This is a genomic window from Kitasatospora sp. NPDC048296, from assembly GCF_043201815.1.
GTDB lineage: Bacteria > Actinomycetota > Actinomycetes > Streptomycetales > Streptomycetaceae > Kitasatospora.
Window position 1 is genome coordinate 15,863 of sequence record NZ_JBICZB010000080.1, and the last position, 18,141, is coordinate 34,003.

Genomic DNA, 18,141 nt, shown 5'->3' on the forward strand with positions numbered 1-18,141 from the left:
TCAGGTTCCCTCCGATCTCTGGGCCCAATGCGGTGTGCGGCGTCGAGGGACTGCAGGGGCCGAGAGGGGCGCGGCCGCGGCAGGTGCGGCCAGCAGCGAGGCGGCCACGGTCAGATGGAGCAGGTACGGGGAGGCGTCGCCCAGCCCGGCCTCGGTGTACGAGGCGATCGCGCAGTAGCTGATCAGGAAGATCGCGCAGGCCCTCGCCGGCGAGGGCGGCCGCAGCAGGGCGACGCCGCCCAGCACGACGAAGACCACCGCCACGATGGTGACGCCGGCCAGACCCTGTTCGTTGTAGACGGCCAGCCAGCTGTTGTCGATCGGCAGCCCGCCGAACGACTTGTCGCCCAGGCCCATGCCGAACAGCTGCTCCGTGGTCGTCCGGGGCGCTGCCAGCAGGGCGTCCCAGACCTTGGCCCGACCGGTGAGGTTGGAGAAGTTCTCCTGGGTCTGTCCGCGCAGGAACCACGCCTGGAGCAGCGAACTCAGGCCCACCGCGGCCACGGTGGCGCACAGCACCGCCCAGGCGAAGAACCGGCGGGCGGCGGCGCTGGTCAGGATGAGCGAGCCGATCGCCAACGCCAGGCCGATGATCAGGCCGAGCGTGGCCGTCCGGGTGTGGGTCAACGCGAGCAGGACGAGTGACGGCACGATGACCGCCGCCGCACTGACCCCGGTGGTCCGGCGGTCCAGGAGGAGCAGCACGGTGAGTCCGATGATCACCGCGGCGTACTGTCCGATCTGCGGCGGGGTGAGCGGCCACAGCGCGCCGACCAGCCGACCGCCGTAGAGGTCGGGCATGGCCGCGCCCGGTGAGACGACCAGGCCGGCGGCCACCGTCGCGAGCACCGCGAAGTACATCCGGATGTGGTACCGGACGAACGTCTGGCTGCCGTCCCACCAGCGGCTGAGCAGCCACAGCGTGCCGACGAAGAGCGCCAGCCGGAAGCAGCGGAACAGCGCGCCGAACCCGGACTGCAGGTTCGCGCTGGAGATCACGCTCAGCACCAGCATCAGGGTGAGCAGGAACAGGAAGGCGCTGGCCCGGACGCGCAGCCGGAGATTGAGGACGAGCGCCAGCGCGAACGCGGAGACCAGCGCGCCCATGGTGGCCATCTGGATGAGGGAGCGGGGCAGCGGGATGATGGTCCGTGCCCCGGCGGAGCCGAGCGTGTTGAGGATCAGCAGCCCCCAGACCAGCTCGACGGTCTTCGGGGTGCCGGTGTGCGTGAGGTCCCGGGCCATCTCAACCACCGGCCTGTGGCTGGAAGGTGCTGCCCGCGTCCTGCTGGTACGGCGTGCCCCGCCACTGCCCGAAGTCGAGCGCCCGGCTGGGGTCGTGGGCGACGAAGCTCCATGGTCCGAGGTAGGCGTTGTCGTGCCAGCGGTTCTGCTGCTTGCCGGTGATCGCCTCGGCGACCGGTTCGCCCTTGTACGGCGACCAGTCCGGATAGGTGCCGTAGTTGGCCAGGAGCGCCATGCGGCCGCACTTGACCGTGCACCCGACGACGGACGGGTCCAGCGTGAAGCGGTTGTCGTGGATGTCCACCCGCTGGGTCTTCCACCGGCAGTCGGAGTAGAGCGGCGGGGTGGCGATCGTCGGCTGGACGCAGCTGTCGGTCTTCTTCACCAGCAAGGTGCAGTCACCCGACGAGGTGTTGGCCGGGCTGTTGCAGAACCGGTCGGCGTTCTCCCACAGGGTGATCCCGGACCAGTTGTCCTCCAGCACGTTCCGGTAGATCTCGATCTTGTCCGTGCGGGCCGGGATCCGTGGTTCGCCGCCGGACTCGGACAGGTAGACGGTCGCGTACGGGAAGTTGTCGCCGTGGTCGGCGGCATTGCGGCCCTCGACCCAGTCGTTCCGCCGGATCGTGTTGTTCCGGATGACCGCGTTGTAACTGGTCTCGTAGATCAGCGCGGCACCGTCGTTGGCCTCCAGTACGTTGTCCTCGATGCGGAAGTCGTTGTTGTTGGTGTCCGCCCACAACCCGGGTCCGCGGTTGTCGTGCACCCAGTTGCCGCGTACGTCGGCGCCGTTGACGGCCCAGAACTTGACGCCCCCGGTGCAGCCGCAGCCCGGCTGCCGCTGCTCCCACTGGTCGGTGTCGTTGGCCGTGATCTCGTTGCCCTCGACCAGCAGATCGCTGACGGGGGAACCGGACTTGTACGCGTTGATGCCGTACTGGCCGTTGCCGCGCAGGCAGTTGGCGCGGACCCGTTGACGGGCACCGGCCATCAGCCCGGCGCCGGAGTTGTTCTGGATCGTCGCGTGCTCGATCACCCATCCGTCGGCCGAGTCGTGGTTGACCACGCCCTCGTTCTGCGGCGCGACGAAACCCTGCACGGTCAGGTAGCGGATGGTGACGCCGGCGGCGCTACCGCTGAACGCGTACTCGTTGGTCTTCCGGCCGTCGAGCACCGCGCCCGGCGCGCCGAGGTAGCTGTCCCCCTCCTTGGGGACGACCTGGGCGTACCGGTCCGAGTCGAGCGTGTGCGTCCCCGGTCGGAGCCAGAACGTGGTGTTCGGGGGGCTGCTCCTGGTCTTCGCGGCCAGGTCACCGACCACCGCCGGGTCGACCGTCACCGCGCCCGCCGGCGCGTTCGCCGGCCCGGCCTCGGGGTTGGCGCACACCCGGGCCGCGGCTACGGCCCCGGACGGCGTGGCGGTCGGCTCCGGCCGGGCGTCCGAACCGCTCGTGCAGCCGGTCGCCAGCAGCAGGACCAACGCCAGCGCCCCCCAGTGCCGCCTCTTGATCCCCACCCTCCCCCCTAGCCCCGGAACCCGAGCACGGTGATGAACCCCTGCGCGTCGTCCGCGAAGCCGGTGCCGACCAGCGTGGTGGCGGGTTCCTTGCGTCCGAAACCGGCGGAGTACCAGCCCAGCGGCGGCTCGCTCTCGCCGCGGTGCGCCTGCCAGGTCAGCTGCCCGGGCAGGTCGAGTACCGCGGAGCGGTCCTCGCCGTCGCGGGTCCAGGTCAGCACGGCGCGGTTCCCCGTCAGCTCCGCGGTGATCGCCGGGCCGAGGTGGAAGGCCAGGCGTACGGCGCCGCCCGGGCCGTGCACCTCGTCGACGATTCGCAGCTCCCGGCTCGCGGCGGCCAGCTCCACCCGGCGGCGGTGCACCGCGGGCCGGTAGCCGTCGTGCTCGGCGCACCAGCGGGCCACGGTCGGGTCGGAGGTGTCCGCGACCAGGACGCGGGTGCGGGCGTGCTTGATCCACAGGAACGGGCCGCCGGAGACGGACTGGTCCTCGCCGTCCAGCTCCAGGGTGTTGTGGCCCAGGGTGGAGCGGAAGTACCGCCGCCACTCGGGCTGTCCGTGGTAGCAGAACGTCCCCGGGTCCGCGAGCACGTCGACCCCGTCGTGGCGGACCTCCACGGACAGCGCGTCCGCGTGGCCGTGCGCGGCGATGGAGAGGAACCCGTGCGGGCCGCCGTCGCAGCGGCACCAGATCTCCTCCCCGGCGCGCAGGATGCTCATCCCCGCGTCGGGGAAGTGGACCGGCCGGCTCGCCGGGCGGGTCACCGTCCCGCTTGTTCCGTACGGCCGGACGAGCGCGGCCAGCAGCGGGGTGCGCACATCGGTGCCGGCCACCTCCGGCCACCAGGGAAGGCGACCGAACACGGCGGCGCCGGTGGCCAGCAGCGAGGCCCAGTGGTCGGTGCCCGCGCCGTCCACGATCAGACCGTGCCCGTCGTCCGCGTCCCCCTGGCGCGGCGGCCGCAGCCGGTTGTCCACGACGGCCGCGAGCGCGTCGGTCATCCGCAGCAGTACCAGCCGGACGGTCGCGGGGACGGGCACGTCGGCGGCGTCCGCCTCGGCGACCGCGGCCAGGCCGAGCTCCAGGACGAGCCCGTGGTACTCGGTGGCCAGCTCGCGGTTGAGGCCGGAGAGGAAGGTGTTGGCGCGCAGGTGCCGCTCCAGCGAGCGCAGCGCGTCCGAGCGCCAGCGCTCGGAGGAGGGGAACCAGTCGAACGCGCAGGCCGCGGCGAACTGCCCGGCCGCCTCGGCGATGACGTGGTTGTTCGCCGAAGACCCCCGGCTGGGGAAGGCGGCCAGCCAGCGCTGGTGGTGCCAGATCTGGTCCAGCGCCACCGGGTTGCCCTCGAACAGGGCGGCCGCGCCCGGCCAGCCGTCGAGCAGCCGGCGGATCCACACCCAGGACAGCAGCCGGATGCCCAGCTCGATGCCGCTGATCCAGTGCACGCCCTCCAGCGGCGGGTTGACCGTCCACCAGGAGCGCAGGTGCGCGGCCACCCGCTCGGCGTAGCGCTCGTTGCCGGTGATCGCGTAGGCGGCGGCGAGCACCGTCAGGTACTGGTGCCGGGAGGGCTCCCAGATCTGCTTGATGTCACCGACCGTGTCCTCGTCCCGGTAGGGCACATCGAAGGCGTAGCCGGCCGTGGCCCGGCGCCCGGTCTTCGGGTCGAGCCACCAGTCCGGGGCGGCCAGGTCGTCGCGCTCCACCCCGAAGAACTCGGCGTGCCCGTCCATCAACCGGTCCGCCTCGGCGACGAGGCGTTTCGCGGCGTCCGCCGGCACCGCGCCGATCGCCGCGGCGGGCAGGACGGCGGTGAACCGGGCGTCCAGCACCAGGGGGCAGGGCGGCGGGGGCGCGGTGCGCCAGCGCCGGCGGCGCAGCGTGTCGCCGACCCGGCCGGCGATCTCCTGGGGGCCCATCGCGGACAGCCGCCGCAGGTACCACCCCGGGCTCATGGTCACAGAGACCTCGCCAGGGTCACGGGTGCGCCGCCCGCCAGGCTCGCCTGCACGGCCAGGGTGGCCGCCGTGGTGGCGACCAGCGACTCCAGCGGCACCGGCATCGGCCCGCCGGTACGCACGGCCTTGATGAACGAGGCCAGCTCGTTGGACTGGCCCTTGTCCCGGGCCTGGGGCAGCCGGGAGCTGACCCACCGCTTGCGGCCGGCTGTGCTCGCGAAATACACCGAGGCGCGGACGAAGTCGTCCAGCTTGAGTACCTTGCCGTCCGCGAGGAGGTCCAGCGTCTCCTTGGGGAAGCCGGGCGCGCCGGAGGTGACGTAGCTGATGGTGGCGGTGGAGCCGTCCGGGTAGCGCAGCACGACCTGGAGGTCCTCGTTGCCGGAGGGGGCGACGGCGTACACCGAGACCGGGTCGGCGCCCAGCAGCCAGCTCGCCGTGTCGATGAAGTGCCCGCCCTCGCCCTCGAACCGCGAGCCCTCGGTGCCCTGCTGGAGGTACCAGCTGCCGTGCTGCAGCCGGCCCGCGTTGACCAGGTAGCGCAGGCTCGCCGGGCCGGTACGGGCGCCGAGGTGGGCCCTGGCCTCGCGCAGCAGCGGCGCGAAGCGGCGGTTGAAGCCCACCTGGAGGCGGTCGTTGCCGGACTCCTCCACCGTGGCGAGTACGGAGGCGAGTTCCTCCTCGGTCAGGGCGAGCGGCTTCTCGACGAAGACGGTCTTGCCCGCGAGCAGCGCCTTGCGGGTCAGGTCGGCGTGGGAGCTGTGGCGGGTGACCACGAACACCGCGTCGATGGACCTGTCGCCGAGGACGGCGTCCAGGTCGGTGGTCGCCTGGGCGAAGCCGAACTTGCGCTGGGCGTTGGCCGCCGAGAGCGCGGTGGTGGTGACCACCGTGGACAGCGTGACGCCCTGGCGCTGGACGAGGTGGGGCAGCAGCATCGAGGTCGCGTAGTTGCCCGCGCCGACGAACGCCAGCCGTACCGGGGAGTTGCCCGTACGGGCGGGGGCGGAGACGCTGGTGCGCTTCACCTCGGGCACGGTGATCCTCGGGGCCCGCGGCTTCACCTCGGCCGAGGGCGAGGGGTAGCGGAACAGCGCCGTGACGGCCTTCAACTCCCCGTCCTTCAGGCGCCGGTACGTCTCCACGGCGTCCTCGAAGTCCGCGACGTGGGAGATCAGCGGGCCGACGTCGACCCGGCCGCGCGCCATCAGGTCCAGGAAGCAGGCCAGGTTGCGGCGCTCCGTCCAGCGCACGTACCCGATCGGGTAGTCGCGCCCCTCCAGCTCGTACTCCGGGTCGTAGCGCCCGGGGCCGTACGAGCGGGAGAACCGGACGTCGAGCTCCTTCTCGTAGTACGCGTTCCAGGGCAGGTCCAGGCGGCACTTTCCGATGTCGACGACCCGGCCCCGGTCCCGGGCCAGGTGGGCGGCCAGCTCCACGGGCTGGTTGCTGCCGCCGCCGGCGGCCAGGTACACCTGGTCCACGCCGTGACCGTCGGTCAGCTCCATGACGGCGTTCTCCACGGCCGCCGAGCCGGGGTCGCCGCAGGCCGCCGCGCCCAGGCTCTCGGCCAGTTCGCAGCGCGAGGGGTCGGGGTCGGCCCCGACGACGCGCACCCCGGCGGCGGTGAGCAGCTGCACCACCAGCTGGCCGATCAGCCCGAGGCCGATGACCAGCGCCACCTCGCCGAGCTGCGGCTCGCCCTGGCGCACGCCCTGCAGGGCGATCGAGCCGACGGTGCCGAAGGAGGCGTGGTCCGGCGCGAGGCCGTCCGGCACCGGCGTGTAGAGGTTCCTGGGCACCCAGTTCAACTCGGCGTGCAGCGCGTGCTCGTTGCCCGCGCAGGACACCAGGTCGCCGACCTTCACGTCGTCGATCCCCGCGCCGACCTGCTCGACCACCCCGCACAGTGAGTAGCCCAGCGGCGTGTAGGAGTCCAGCTTGCCCATCACCTTGCGGTAGGTGGCGGGCAGCCCGTTGGTGGCCACGCTCTGCATGACCTTGGCCACCTGGTCCGGGCGCGAGCGGGCCTTGCCCACCATCGACATCCCGGCCTCGGACACCTTCATCATCTCGGTGCCGGTGGAGATCAGCGAGTAGACGCTGCGCACCAGCACCCCGCCCGGCTTGCACCCCGGCACCGGAACCTCCAGCACCGACAGCTCGCCGCTCTTGTAGTTCTGCACTACCTGTTTCACCGGAAGTCCCCTCGCTTCTGAGCCCGTTGCTTCTGCGCCGGAATGTAGGCGCTATGCCTTGGTCGCGCCGCGGTACCAGTACTCCAGGGTCAGCACGTGCCACAGGTGCTTGGAGAAGTCCTGCTGCCCGGTGGCGTCCTCGGCGACGAGCCGCGCCAGCGCGTCGCGGCGCAGGAACCCGGACCGCACGAGCTCCCCGTCGTTGATCACCTCGCGCACCAGCGGGGCCAGGTCCCGGCTCATCCAGGCGCGCAGCGGGGCGCTGAACAGGCCCTTGGGCCGGTACACGATCTCCCGGGGCAGGATCGAGGTGGCCGCCTCCTTGAGCACGGCCTTGCCCTGCCGGCCGACGATCTTGCGGTCGCCGGGGAAGGTGAACGCCGCCTTGACCACCTCGACGTCCACGTACGGCACCCGTACCTCGGTGGAGGCGGCCATGCTGGAGCGGTCCGTGTACGCGAGGTTCAGGCCCGGCAGGAACATCCGGGCGTCGCCCAGGCACATGCGGTTGACGAAGTCGTCGAGGTCGTTGTCCTGGTAGACGTCCCGGTGCTCGGTGAGCACGTCGTCGACCGTCCCGGCCAGGTCCGGGTCGACCAGGGCGAGCAGCTCCGCCCGGTCGTACATGGTGTAGCTGCGCCGGAACGCCGTCTCCTCCGGCAGGTCGGCGAAGGAGAGGAACCGCTTGGCGAAGCGCACCGAGCGCAGCCCCCGGTTGGCGGTGGCCACCGGCAGCCGGTCCACGGCCGCGGAGATGCCGCGCCGCAGCGGCTCGGGGACGCGCTGGTAGCGCAGGGCGAGCCGGTTGGCCAGGTGCTTGCGGTAGCCGGCGAACAGCTCGTCGGCGCCCATCCCGGAGAGCATCACCTTGACCCCGGCCTCCCGGGCGGCCGTGCAGATCAGGAAGGTGTTGATCGCGGCTGGGTCCCCGATCGGCTCGTCCAGGTGGTACGTCATCTGCGGCAGCAGGTCGAGCACGTCCGGGGCGATCTCGATCTCGTGCAGGTCCACGCCGAACTGCGCGGCCACCTGGCGGGCGTAGCGCAGGTCGTCGGGCATCGCCTCGAACTTGGCGTCCTCGGCGCGGAAGCCGATGGTGTACGCGGAGATCCCGGGGTGGTCGCGGGCCGCCAGCGCCGTCAGGTAGCTGGAGTCCAGGCCGCCGGAGAGGAAGGTCGCCACGGGGACGTCGGAGAGCAGGTGACGCCTCGTCGACTCCTCGACGATCGCCGCGAGGTCCGGCAGTTCGCCGGCCCTGGCCCGCTCCCGGCCCTCGGCGGCGACGTCCCGCAGGTGCCAGAACCGGCCGCGCTCCACCCGGCCGTCGGGCCGGCACCGCAGCCAGCTCCCCGGCGGCAGCTTCTCCGCTTCGCGGAACGCACACCGGGAGTCGGGCACCCAGTAGTACAGCAGCGAGGCCACCAGCGCCGCGTGGTCCACCTCCAGCGACCCGCCGGTGGCGGCGGCCAGCGCCTTGAGCTCGGAGGCGAACACCAGGCCCTCACCGCGCCGGACCAGGAAGAGCGGCTTGATGCCGAGCTGGTCGCGGGCGAGCACCAGTTCACCGGTCCGCTCGTCGAAGATCCCGAACGCGAACATGCCGCGCAGCCGGGGCAGGCAGTCCGTGCCCCAGCGCCGCCAGGCCTCCAGCAGCACCTCGGAGTCGGAGGTGCCGCGGAAGCGCACCCCGGCGGCCGCCAGTTCGGCACGCAGCTCGGGCGCGTTGTACAGCTCGCCGTTGTACGTCAGGACGAGGCCGTCCGAGACCATCGGCTGGGCGCCGGTCTCGGACAGGTCGATGATGGCCAGCCGGCGGTGCCCCAGGTGCACTTCGCCGTCACCGACGGGGTGGCTGTACCGGCCCGCCCCGTCCGGACCGCGGTGGGCGAGGGTATCGGTGAGCAGGTCGGTCACGACCTTCCCGTCCGGCCATCGGTACGTGCCTGCGATGCCACACATGTCCTACCTCGCCTCCTGATCGCTGTCCGGGACCCGTGCGGTCCACATCGGTAGTCGTTCCGTCCGCCGCCGACCCGTCAGGCTCAGCCGGCCCGGCCGCTCGTCGCGGCCGCGCAGCGCGGTGTGCGGCCCGTCCCACAGCGTGCCGTCGGTCCGGTCACGCGGATCGGGGTCGATCAGCACCACGCCGAGCACCGGTATGCGCTGGTCCGCGAGCTGCCGTGCCACGGTGTGCAGCCAGGCGGCGCTGCCGTGCCCGGCACGCACGACGAGCACGGTCCGGGTGCCGAGGTACCGCAGGTCGGTCCACACCGTGCCGGGCGCCACCGAGCCGACGCCGAGCCGGCGTTCCTCAGGCGGCACGGCCTCGGCGCGCTCGCCGCGGACCACGGTCGGGTCCCCCGGCTTCGGGCGGCGGCCGGCGAGCTGTTTGCCGGGCAGACCGTCGACGACGACCACCGGCCCCTCCTCCTGCGTCAGTGCCTCGGCGAGGTCCAGGGCGATCGCGCTCGTGCTGCGCGCGCAGCCCAGTTCCAGCAGCGACACCGCTTCCGTGGAGCCGCGTACGGTGCGGGCCAGGGTCGCGGTGAGTCTCGTCCGGGCCGCCCGGGTCCGTCGGAGCTGCCACCGTCCGGCCGACCTGCGGGGCACGCCGCTCAGCTCCGCGATGACCGAGGCGCCGAGGTTCGCCGCGATCTCCCGGCGCAGCACGGGGCGGTCCGCCACCACCGCGCCGACCGCGGCCACCGCGAGCCCGAGGACGAGCCCGAGGACGAGCCCGATCGCGGCGTCGGTGGCGGCGGTCTTCGGCAGGGACTGCCGCACCGCGCGCGGGGCGTCCACGATCTGCGTGCCGGCGACGAGCTGGGGCGTGCCGACCCGCGCCTCCGCGGCGCGCTGGCCGAAGGCGGTGATCTGCGAGGTGAGTTCGTTCCGGCTGGTGTAGAGCGAATCCAGGTTCGGCGGCGTCTTCGCCCCACTCTGCTGCGACGCTTCGGTGATCGCCTGGTTGACCTGGGTGAGTTCGTCCCGCATCCGGTCGCGCTGGTCGAGCAGGGCCTTGGCCTCGGCGTCCGCGGCTTCCTGGATCCGTCGCACGTGGTCCGCGACGAACGCGTCGGCCAGCGCCTTGGCCCGGGCCGTCGCCTCCGCGTCGCTGTGACCGGTCACGGTGATCTGCAGCAGGTTGTTGGTCAGGCCGACAGCCCCGTAGTCCCGCATGAGGTCCTCAGGTTTCTCCGAGGACCCGAGGGACTTCAGGGCCTGGCCGGCGATCCCCGTGGTCTGCAGCAGAGCGGCGTCGGTGCGGATCAGCGTTCCGGGGTCGTTCGGCTGGTCCGCCTGATGCGCGACCAGCACCGTGGTCACCGCGGTCGGCGGCGGCGGCCGCAGGACCGCCAGCGCCGCGCCGACCAGCAGCCCGAGCAACGCCATGGCACACCAGAGGCGGCGGCGCCTGCGCACCGCGACCACCAGCGCCTGCAGGTCCAGCAGTGGAGAGGCGGTCGACGGCTCCGAAGTCGTACTCGTCGTCACCCCGAACCTCTCCCCGCGTCGTCGCCGACCGCGAGCGCCGGCGTGGCGGCGACCACGGGCACCGGCTCGGCGCCGTCCGGACGACGGCTGGCGGAGCGCGTCGGACGGGCCCGGACCGTGCCGGCGACGACGATGCCGACGACCTCCTGCTCGGCGTCCGCACATGCCCCGGCGATACCGGCGAGCTCCCCCGCGGTCCAGCTGCCCGCGCTGAGCACGACCAGGGCACCGGTCTCCTCGCCGCGGTCCGGCACCAGCGGCCGGGACACCGGAACCCCCACCACCCGCAGCATCGGATCGCTCCCCGCCTCGGCGACGAGCTGCCCGGCGGCCCGGTGGGCCAGCTCGTCGCCGTCCGGGACGACCACCAACAGTCGGCGGGGACCCGGCAGTTGGTCCCGGAGGCGGGCGCACACCCGCCGAAAGCGCAGCTGCCGGCTGGCCTCGTCGCCGGAGGCGTGCGGGGTCGGCAGGTCCCACCGGACGTCGGTGCCCAGCAACCGACGGACCAGGGCCCGCGGGCCACGGCCCTGCGGCCGGTGCGCGGGCCGTTCACCGGGTACGTCGACGGTGCCGAGGAGCGCCGAGCCCAGCGCCGCGGCGATCTCCGGTTCGGTGCGCAGCCGGCGGCTCATCCGTGCGGCGGTGAGATGGCCGATGACCGCGAGCAGGACGAACAACAGCGCCCCGGCGACGACGAGTTGCGTCCTGGTCGGCGGTGCCTCGGCGGTCGGTCGGGCCGCCGACCCCATGACGACCATGTTGGCCTTGTTGGCGGCCGGGTCGACCTGGTCCAGCTTCTTGATGGCGTCCTGCAACGAGGTGCGCAGCTTCTCCAGCTCGGTGCGGGTCTGCACGATCTCCATGGTCTGCCCCGGACCGGCCGCGGCGGCCAGGTCGGTGATGCGGCGGCTGGCCTGCACCACCAGCTGCCGCAGCGCCTCGGGCTGCGCCGCTTCGGGGTCGGTGCTGTCGCCCGCGATCCGCGCGGCGAAGGTGACGAACTGCTGGGCCACCTGATCGGCGAGTTGCTGGGCGTGCTCCGGGGTGTCGGCCGTGCCGGAGATCTTGATGATGTTCCCGTCCGCGGCCGTGGCGCTCACCTGGTCCCGTAACTTGCTGCCGCTGCCCCCGGCCCAGCCGAGCGTGAGGGCCGCGCGGTCGACCACCACCGAACTGGTCGCGATCTCCGCCTGGGTCAGCAGCTCGCGGTCCTGCCACACCCCCGGCAGCAGGACCGATGCCGACGTCGTGTAACTCGGCGGGAACAGCAAGGAGGTGCCGTAGCCGACGAGCGCACCCACCACGGCGAGGACGGCGAGAAGCCGCCAGCGCCGACGGAGGATCCGACCGATCGTGGACAGGCGTATCGTTTCGTCGCTCAACGGCGCGGCCTTCTCCCGGGCCGGTCCGGGGAGCCCGCCGTCCTCGGGCCACGGCAGGCGGCGGCGTAGGCGTCGAGCAGCGACCGCTGGGAGTTCCGCCAGGAGAGCGGCCCGTTGATCCGCTCCTGGCCGAGCTTGCCCATCAGGGCCCGCTTCTCCGGATCGTCCATCAGCAGCATGATGAGCCTGGCGAACTCGGCCTCGTCGTTGGCGGGCGCGTAGAGGGCGGCGTCGCCGGCGGAGACCCGCGCCTCCCGGAGGTCGAACGAGACGATCGGCCGGCCCATCACCATGTACTCCAGAACCTTGTTCATGGTCGACACGTCGTTGAGCGGATTGCGCGGGTCGGGGGAGAGGCACACGTCCGCGGTGGACAGGTAGCGCACCAGGTCGGCGTCCGGAACCCGCCCGGTGAACTGCACCTGCTCCGAGAGCCCGAGCTGCCGGGACAGCTCCACCATCGCGTCGAAGGTGTCGCCGCCGCCGACGAACACCGCGTGCCAGTCGGTCCGCCCGAGCTCGTCGCGCAGCTTCGCGAGGGCCCGCAAGGCGTAGTCGACGCCGTCCTGCGGGCCCATGACGCCGAGGTAGCACAGCAGATGGGGCTTGCCGCGCTTGAGCTCCGGCTCGGGCGGTACCGGCTGGAACCGGTCGGTGTCGGGCGCGCTGCGCACCACGAAGACGTCCTCCGGCCGACGGCCGCCTCGGCGCAGCGCGACGTCCCGGTAGCTCTCGTTCGTGGCGAGCACGACGTCCGCGGCCCGGTACGTCCACCGTTCCAGCGCGCACACGGCGCGGTAGAGCAGGTCCTTCCCGCGGTCGAACCGGGAGAGGTACAACTCGGGCACCAGGTCGTGCTGGTCGAACACGAACCGCGCGCCGCGCCGCTTCATCAGCAGGGCCGGCAGGAACAGCAGGTCGGGCGGGTTGCAGGCGTGGACCACGTGGACCGGGCCGACCTTGCGGGCCAGTCGGACGGTGTGCCACAGCGCGGTTCCGTACTCGCGCAGGTAGCCGGCCGGTCCTCCGGTGGCCGCCTGCAGCGGGTAGCGGTGGATCCGCACCCCGTCGATCTCCACTTCCGGCTCCGTGTCCCGCTTGCTGCCCTGGGGGCAGATGACGTGGACCTCCCAGCCCGCGTCGCGCAGCGTCGTGCACTCCTGCCACACCCGCCGGTCGAAGGGCACCGACAGGTTCTCCACCAGGATCAGCGCGCGACGGGCCCGCCCGTCGCGGCTGGCCGTGTCATGAAACGACGTGTTACCAAGCAAGGCCCATGTACCCCGGTTCGGTCCGGCGCGTCTCGGCGTCGGGAAGGCGGATGAGGTCGACGATCATCGGGCCGTCGCCGTGGGGCAACGCCGACAGCACGGCCGGGTGCTTGGTCCCGACCACGCACACCTCGGCATGGTCGAGCACCTCGTCGACGGACTGCGCGAGCAGCTGCGCGAGGTGCGGCAGCCGGGTCTCGATGTACTCGCGGTTCGCGCCGAGCAGCCGGGAGAGGTTCACGTTGGGGTCGTAGATCCGCAGGTCGTAGCCCTTGCCGAAGAGCCTCTCGGCCAGCTCGACGAGCGGGCTCTCGCGGAGGTCGTCGGTGCCGGGTTTGAAGGACAGGCCGAACAGGCCCACCCGGCGCTTGCCGGTGCGCTCCACCAGCTCCACCGCGCGCTGCAGATGATCGGAGTTGGAGGGCAGCACGTGGGAGAGGATGGGCACCGAGACGTCGGCCCGCCGCGCCGCGTGGACCAGGCTGCGCAGGTCCTTGGGCAGGCAGGAGCCGCCGAAGGCGAAGCCGGGCCGCAGGTAGGCGGGGCTGATGTTCAGCTTGCGGTCGGCCAGGAACACGTCGATCACCTGGTGCGAGTCCACCCCGAGTGCCTGGCACACCGCGCCCAGCTCGTTCGCGAAGCCGATCTTGAGGCCGTGGAACGCGTTGTCCGCGTACTTGATCGCCTCGGCCGTCGGGACCGGCACCCGGAACACCTCACCGGGGAGCCCGTCGTACAGCGCCGCGACCACGTCGCCGCTCGCCGGGTCGAGCTCGCCGATGACGGTCTTGGGCGGGTCGAAGAAGTCCCGCACGCTCGTGCCCTCGCGCAGGAACTCCGGGTTGACCGCGACCCCGAAGTCCACCCCGGCCGTGCCGCCGGTGTGCTTCTCCAGGATCGGCACCAGCAGGTTCAGGCACGTGCCCGGGAGCATGGTGCTGCGGAACACCACAGTGTGCCGCCCGCCCCGCTCGGCCACCGCGGCACCGATCTGCTCGGCGACCCGCTCCAGGTACGTGGTGCACAGGCTGCCGTTGGGCTCCGACGGCGTGCCCACGCAGACCAGCGACACCTCGCTGCCCATGATCGCCTCGCGGACGTCGCCGGTGGCGCGTAACGCCCCGGTCCGCACGACCTCGGCGATCAGCTCGCCGATCCGCTCCTCGACCACCGGGGCCTTGCCGTCGTTGACCAGGTCGACCTTCACCTGGTTCACGTCCACCCCGATGACCTCGTGCCCCAGACTGGCCAGGCACGCGGCCGACACGCAGCCCACGTAGCCGAGCCCCAGGACGCTGATCCTCATGACCCGTTCCTCCCCTCGGGCAGGCCCTTGTGGCCGGCCATCCGCGCGCCGATCGGACGACGCCCCCCACGCATCAGTAGGCCCCCTGCCCCTGAAGCACCGCACGCAGCGTCTTCCAGAGAATCACCGCGTCAAGGGCGAGCGACCAGTCCTCCACGTACCGCAGGTCCAGCCGGACCGCCTCCTCCCACGGCAGGTCGCTGCGCCCGCTGATCTGCCAAAGGCCGGTGAGCCCGGGCTTGACGAGCAGCCGCCGCCGGATGTCCGGTCCGTACGCGGCGGACTCCTCCGGCAGCGGAGGCCGCGGACCGACCAGCGACATGGAGCCGGTGAGCACGTTGAGGAGCTGCGGGAGCTCGTCGATCGAGTACCGGCGCAGCACTCCTCCCACCCGGGTCACCCGCGGATCCCGGCGGAGCTTGAACAACAGGCCGGCGCCCTCGTTGCGGTCGGCCAGCTCGGCGCGTGCCCGGTCGGCCCCGACGACCATGGTGCGGAACTTGACCAGGGTGAACTCACGGCCGTCCTTGCCGACCCGGTGCTGCCGGTAGAACGCCCCGCCCCGGCTGTCCACCCGCACGAGCAGCCCGACGATCAGCATCAGCGGCGCGAACAGGACCAGCAGGACCGCGGCGCCCAGTCGATCGGCGACCTCCTTGACCGCCCGGGGGCCCCCGGTGAAGGCCGGCATGCTGACCCGCAGCATCGGGATCCCGAGCACCGCGTCGACGTGCAGCCGCGGGCCGGCCACCTCCATCAGCACCGGCGCCACGACCATCTCGGCGTCGCCGCCTTCGAGGTTCCAGGCCAGCCGCTGCAGCCGGTCCGGTGTCCAGTGCGGGTCCGGTGTGACCGCGACGACGCGGTAGCCGTCGCGGCGGACGTGGTTGGCGACGTCCGTCAGTCGGCCGACGACCGGCACTCCGTCCAGTCGGTCACCGCCCGGCCCGAGATCGTACGGTGTGCACACCGCCTCCACCCGCCAGCCGAGGTGCGGGAACTTGCGGGTCCGGGTGATCAGGTCGCGCACGGTGGCAGGGCTCCCGGCAGCGAGCACCGGGCGCAGGCACCGTCCGACGTTGCGCTGTTTGTGCAGCCAGAGGCGCAGCAGATACCGCTCGGTCATGGTGACGACCGTGATCGCCGGGATCGCGACGAAGATCCAGAGCTTGATGTTGTGCGAGGTGAGGGCGATCCCGCCGAGCGCCAGTACGACGGCCGCCGTGAACAGTGCGCGGCCGAGCCGGCGGAATTCCTCGGCGCCCTGGCCGAGCACGGCCGGGGCCCACGACCGGGTCATCCCAAGCGCGCCCAGCACCAGCAGCTCGGTGCCGAAGGCGAGGATTCCCCATTTCTCGTGCCAGTTGGCCGCGTCCCGAACCCCGAAGAAGCCGCCTATCGCCGCTACCACGAAGGCGGTGGCCACGGTGTCGCTGATGACCACAGTACGGCGGTACTGCTGCTCCCAGTCGACCTCGGGCCGGCTGATTGTCCCGTTCCTCGGACGCCCCCGCGTCGGTAGAAACGGGCTGACTAATTCTCCTTCCCCCTGCTCCACAGCCCTCTCCAGGTCACCAGTGGGTTCCACGTGTTCGCTCCACACGGTTCCTCCCCCCGGGAGGCTCGCGCCTCCCGCACCTGATTCCTCCCCTAGGGAGGCCCCGCCTCCCGTGCCGCGCTGTTCCTGTCTCCGGGAGGTCCAGCCCCCCTGTGAATGGCAAATCGACTTGTTGCAGCGCTACTTGAACGTTCCACCCAGGCGCCGGCGGACTCGCGTGCCCTGCCGGAGTCCCGAGGTGCGCGGGAAACCGTCGACGGTTGCTCCCCACACTCGAGGACCGTCTCGGGCGCCAGGAATTGATCAACCCCACGTCTGCCGCCGGGGACGCGATTACGGGCCGTCCGCAGCGCCGGACCTGCAGATCATTGTTCGTCGCCTCGCGACCGACCGTGCGAAGCGAAAATCAATCTAGAGCATCTGGGCCACCCAATGAGGGGGATGTGTGAAACACGTGCTCTTGATTTGAAGCCGGATCTACGAAACGGTGACGGCCGACGGGTGTGTCGGGGGCGAAGACGTGCGGTGCGACCTGCGATGACGAGGGCTTGCCGGGCTGTCGGCACCGGCGATCCCGAGGCGTCCCGCCACTGCCGGTCGGGCCGTGGGACTCGCGGGTGGCCGGGCGGCTCGGCCGATCGGCTGATCCCATCGGTCCCACCGGCGCTGATCAGCGCGCCCTGGTGTCGCGGCCGATGGGCCGCTGGAGTGATGTGCGGCGACATGGTCGCCGATCCGGGCGTGAATGGTTTGCGGAGCCATTTCCTGCATCGCATGATCGGCCGTGTTGGTCTTTTTCGATGTCGGGCAGTCGGTGCGGTGTCCCGTGCGCCCGCTCCCGGCCGGTCGCACGGGCGGCCCGGGAGTCGCGGTCCACGTCAGAGAGGGACGGCATGTCGCAACGCTTCGGCAGGACCCGCTGGAAGCGCTTCGCCGTCATCCTGCTGCCGTGTCTCGCGGCAACCGCGGCCCTCGTGGTCGGCGTGGCCCAGAACGCGCTCGGTGCGTCGTTCCTCATCTCCGGGGAGGAGTTCAAGCTCTTCGCCGCCGAGCTCGACGGTGAGGGCTTCAGCCTGTACGGCACGGTGGACCTCACCCGCGAGCACGACCCGGTGCCGGTCATGGTCACGGGGTTCGAGTCCGCCACGATCCGCGGGCTCTGCCAGTCCGCCGTCTTCCCGATCCCGGTGCTCGGCACCTTCACGCTGCGGCTCACCGGCGACAAGCGGGAGGCCACCGCGAAGGAGTTCTTCATCGACTCGAAGACCCTGACGGCCGACCAGTCGACCGCCCATCGCCTCGACATCGGGGTCGCCGCCGGAGCGCTCACCAAGGGCGAAGTCAGCCGGGGCGATCGGGACTCGCGCTTCTTCAACCCCAACAGCCTGGCTCAGCAGGCAAGTTCGATCAAGCTGACCGACGTGCGGGTGACCGCGGTCGCGGTGGCGGCCGGCAGCTTCGATGTCCCCGGGCTGGGCGTGTCGCTGGTGCGCGGCCGGGACGAGTGCTTCTGACCCGCCGGCCCACTGACCCGATACCCCGGTGATCCGCCCCAATCCCACTGACAGCACAGGGAGTTGCCACGTGTGGAAGAAGGCCACGGCCTCGTGGTCCCGGCCGGGCGAGGCGATCGCCGCGGCCCGCTGGGAGTTCCGGGTCTGGCGCGGCACCCGCCCCTTCTGGGCCGGACTGCTGACGTTCGTCGGCGGCCTGCCGATCCTCTACTTCCCCTTCCCCTACGCCCACTTCAGCCTGGGTGGTCTCGGCCTGGCGCTCTCCACCACCGCGGGCGCGGGCTCACTCCTCATCGGGAGCCTGCTGATCACGCTGGGTTTCACGCTCTGGTTCCAGCGGCAGGTGCGGATCTTCGCCGGGGTCGCCGCGATCCTGCTCTCACTGCTCTCCGTGCCGGTCGCCAACTTCGGCGGCTTCTTCCTGGGCGTGCTGCCCGGGCTCATCGGCGGCTCGCTGGCCTGTGCCTGGGCTCCACCCTCCGGGCGCCCTGAGCTCGGTGGTGATCGCGGCGTCGGTGGTCACGCGCTCGGCGCGGAAGGTGATGGCGGCGGGCGGGACATCGGTGGCCTGGCGGGGCCGGGGCTTTCGGAGTAACGGCGACAGGGCCCGTGCCACGCGGGTTGCGCGGGCGCGGGCCCTGTCGGGGTCATCCTGGTGGTCCCTGTCCGGCCCCCAGGGTGCGGGGGGTCAAGGT

At 72.0% G+C, this 18,141-nt stretch carries 12 protein-coding genes; 2 read left to right on the forward strand and 10 right to left on the reverse strand.

The genetic code is table 11. The features are described from left to right. The 10 genes from ACGF12_RS32475 to ACGF12_RS32520 all read right to left on the reverse strand — a co-directional run bounded on the left by ACGF12_RS32475 (nt 1) and on the right by ACGF12_RS32520 (nt 15,932). Entirely contained in the window at nt 1–1,245 is a 1,245-nt protein-coding gene (locus ACGF12_RS32475; protein WP_393038141.1) for an O-antigen ligase domain-containing protein, read from the reverse strand. Nucleotide 1,246: 1 nt separating this feature from the next. Beyond that, nucleotides 1,247–2,761, reverse strand: a complete 1,515-nt coding sequence (locus ACGF12_RS32480; protein ID WP_393038106.1) for a right-handed parallel beta-helix repeat-containing protein — start codon at nt 2,759–2,761, stop codon at nt 1,247–1,249. A gap of 8 nt (nt 2,762–2,769) precedes the next feature. Continuing rightward, the gene (locus ACGF12_RS32485; RefSeq protein WP_393038109.1) at nt 2,770–4,722 is read right to left on the reverse strand and encodes an alginate lyase family protein; all 1,953 of its coding nucleotides are present in this window, start codon (nt 4,720–4,722) and stop codon (nt 2,770–2,772) included. Beyond that, a complete protein-coding gene (locus ACGF12_RS32490) occupies nt 4,719–6,917 on the reverse strand; it encodes a bi-domain-containing oxidoreductase (RefSeq protein ID WP_393038112.1) in 2,199 nt (732 codons plus the stop codon). The genes ACGF12_RS32485 and ACGF12_RS32490 overlap by 4 nt, the downstream gene beginning before the upstream one ends. Nucleotides 6,918–6,968: 51 nt before the next feature. Next, nucleotides 6,969–8,876, reverse strand: a complete 1,908-nt coding sequence (asnB, locus tag ACGF12_RS32495; protein ID WP_393038115.1) for an asparagine synthase (glutamine-hydrolyzing) — start codon at nt 8,874–8,876, stop codon at nt 6,969–6,971. Nucleotides 8,877–8,879: 3 nt separating this feature from the next. Then, nucleotides 8,880–10,412, reverse strand: a complete 1,533-nt coding sequence (locus tag ACGF12_RS32500) for a Wzz/FepE/Etk N-terminal domain-containing protein (protein WP_393038118.1) — start codon at nt 10,410–10,412, stop codon at nt 8,880–8,882. Beyond that, a complete protein-coding gene (locus ACGF12_RS32505; protein ID WP_393038120.1) occupies nt 10,409–11,797 on the reverse strand; it encodes a Wzz/FepE/Etk N-terminal domain-containing protein in 1,389 nt (462 codons plus the stop codon). The genes ACGF12_RS32500 and ACGF12_RS32505 overlap by 4 nt, the downstream gene beginning before the upstream one ends. After that, nucleotides 11,794–13,068: a glycosyltransferase family 4 protein gene (locus ACGF12_RS32510; RefSeq protein WP_393038123.1), complete on the reverse strand. Its 1,275-nt coding sequence runs from the start codon at nt 13,066–13,068 to the stop codon at nt 11,794–11,796. The genes ACGF12_RS32505 and ACGF12_RS32510 overlap by 4 nt, the downstream gene beginning before the upstream one ends. Beyond that, a complete protein-coding gene (locus ACGF12_RS32515) occupies nt 13,058–14,374 on the reverse strand; it encodes a nucleotide sugar dehydrogenase (protein ID WP_393038126.1) in 1,317 nt (438 codons plus the stop codon). The genes ACGF12_RS32510 and ACGF12_RS32515 overlap by 11 nt, the downstream gene beginning before the upstream one ends. A gap of 73 nt (nt 14,375–14,447) precedes the next feature. Continuing rightward, nucleotides 14,448–15,932: a sugar transferase gene (locus tag ACGF12_RS32520; protein WP_393038129.1), complete on the reverse strand. Its 1,485-nt coding sequence runs from the start codon at nt 15,930–15,932 to the stop codon at nt 14,448–14,450. Nucleotides 15,933–16,825: 893 nt separating this feature from the next. Between ACGF12_RS32520 and ACGF12_RS32525 the strand changes: the two genes are divergently transcribed. After that, nucleotides 16,826–17,446: a DUF6230 family protein gene (locus ACGF12_RS32525; RefSeq protein ID WP_393038132.1), complete on the forward strand. Its 621-nt coding sequence runs from the start codon at nt 16,826–16,828 to the stop codon at nt 17,444–17,446. Between the two features lie 70 nt (nt 17,447–17,516). After that, entirely contained in the window at nt 17,517–18,041 is a 525-nt protein-coding gene (locus ACGF12_RS32530) for a DUF6114 domain-containing protein (RefSeq protein WP_393038135.1), read from the forward strand. The last annotated feature ends 100 nt before the right edge of the window (nt 18,042–18,141 follow it).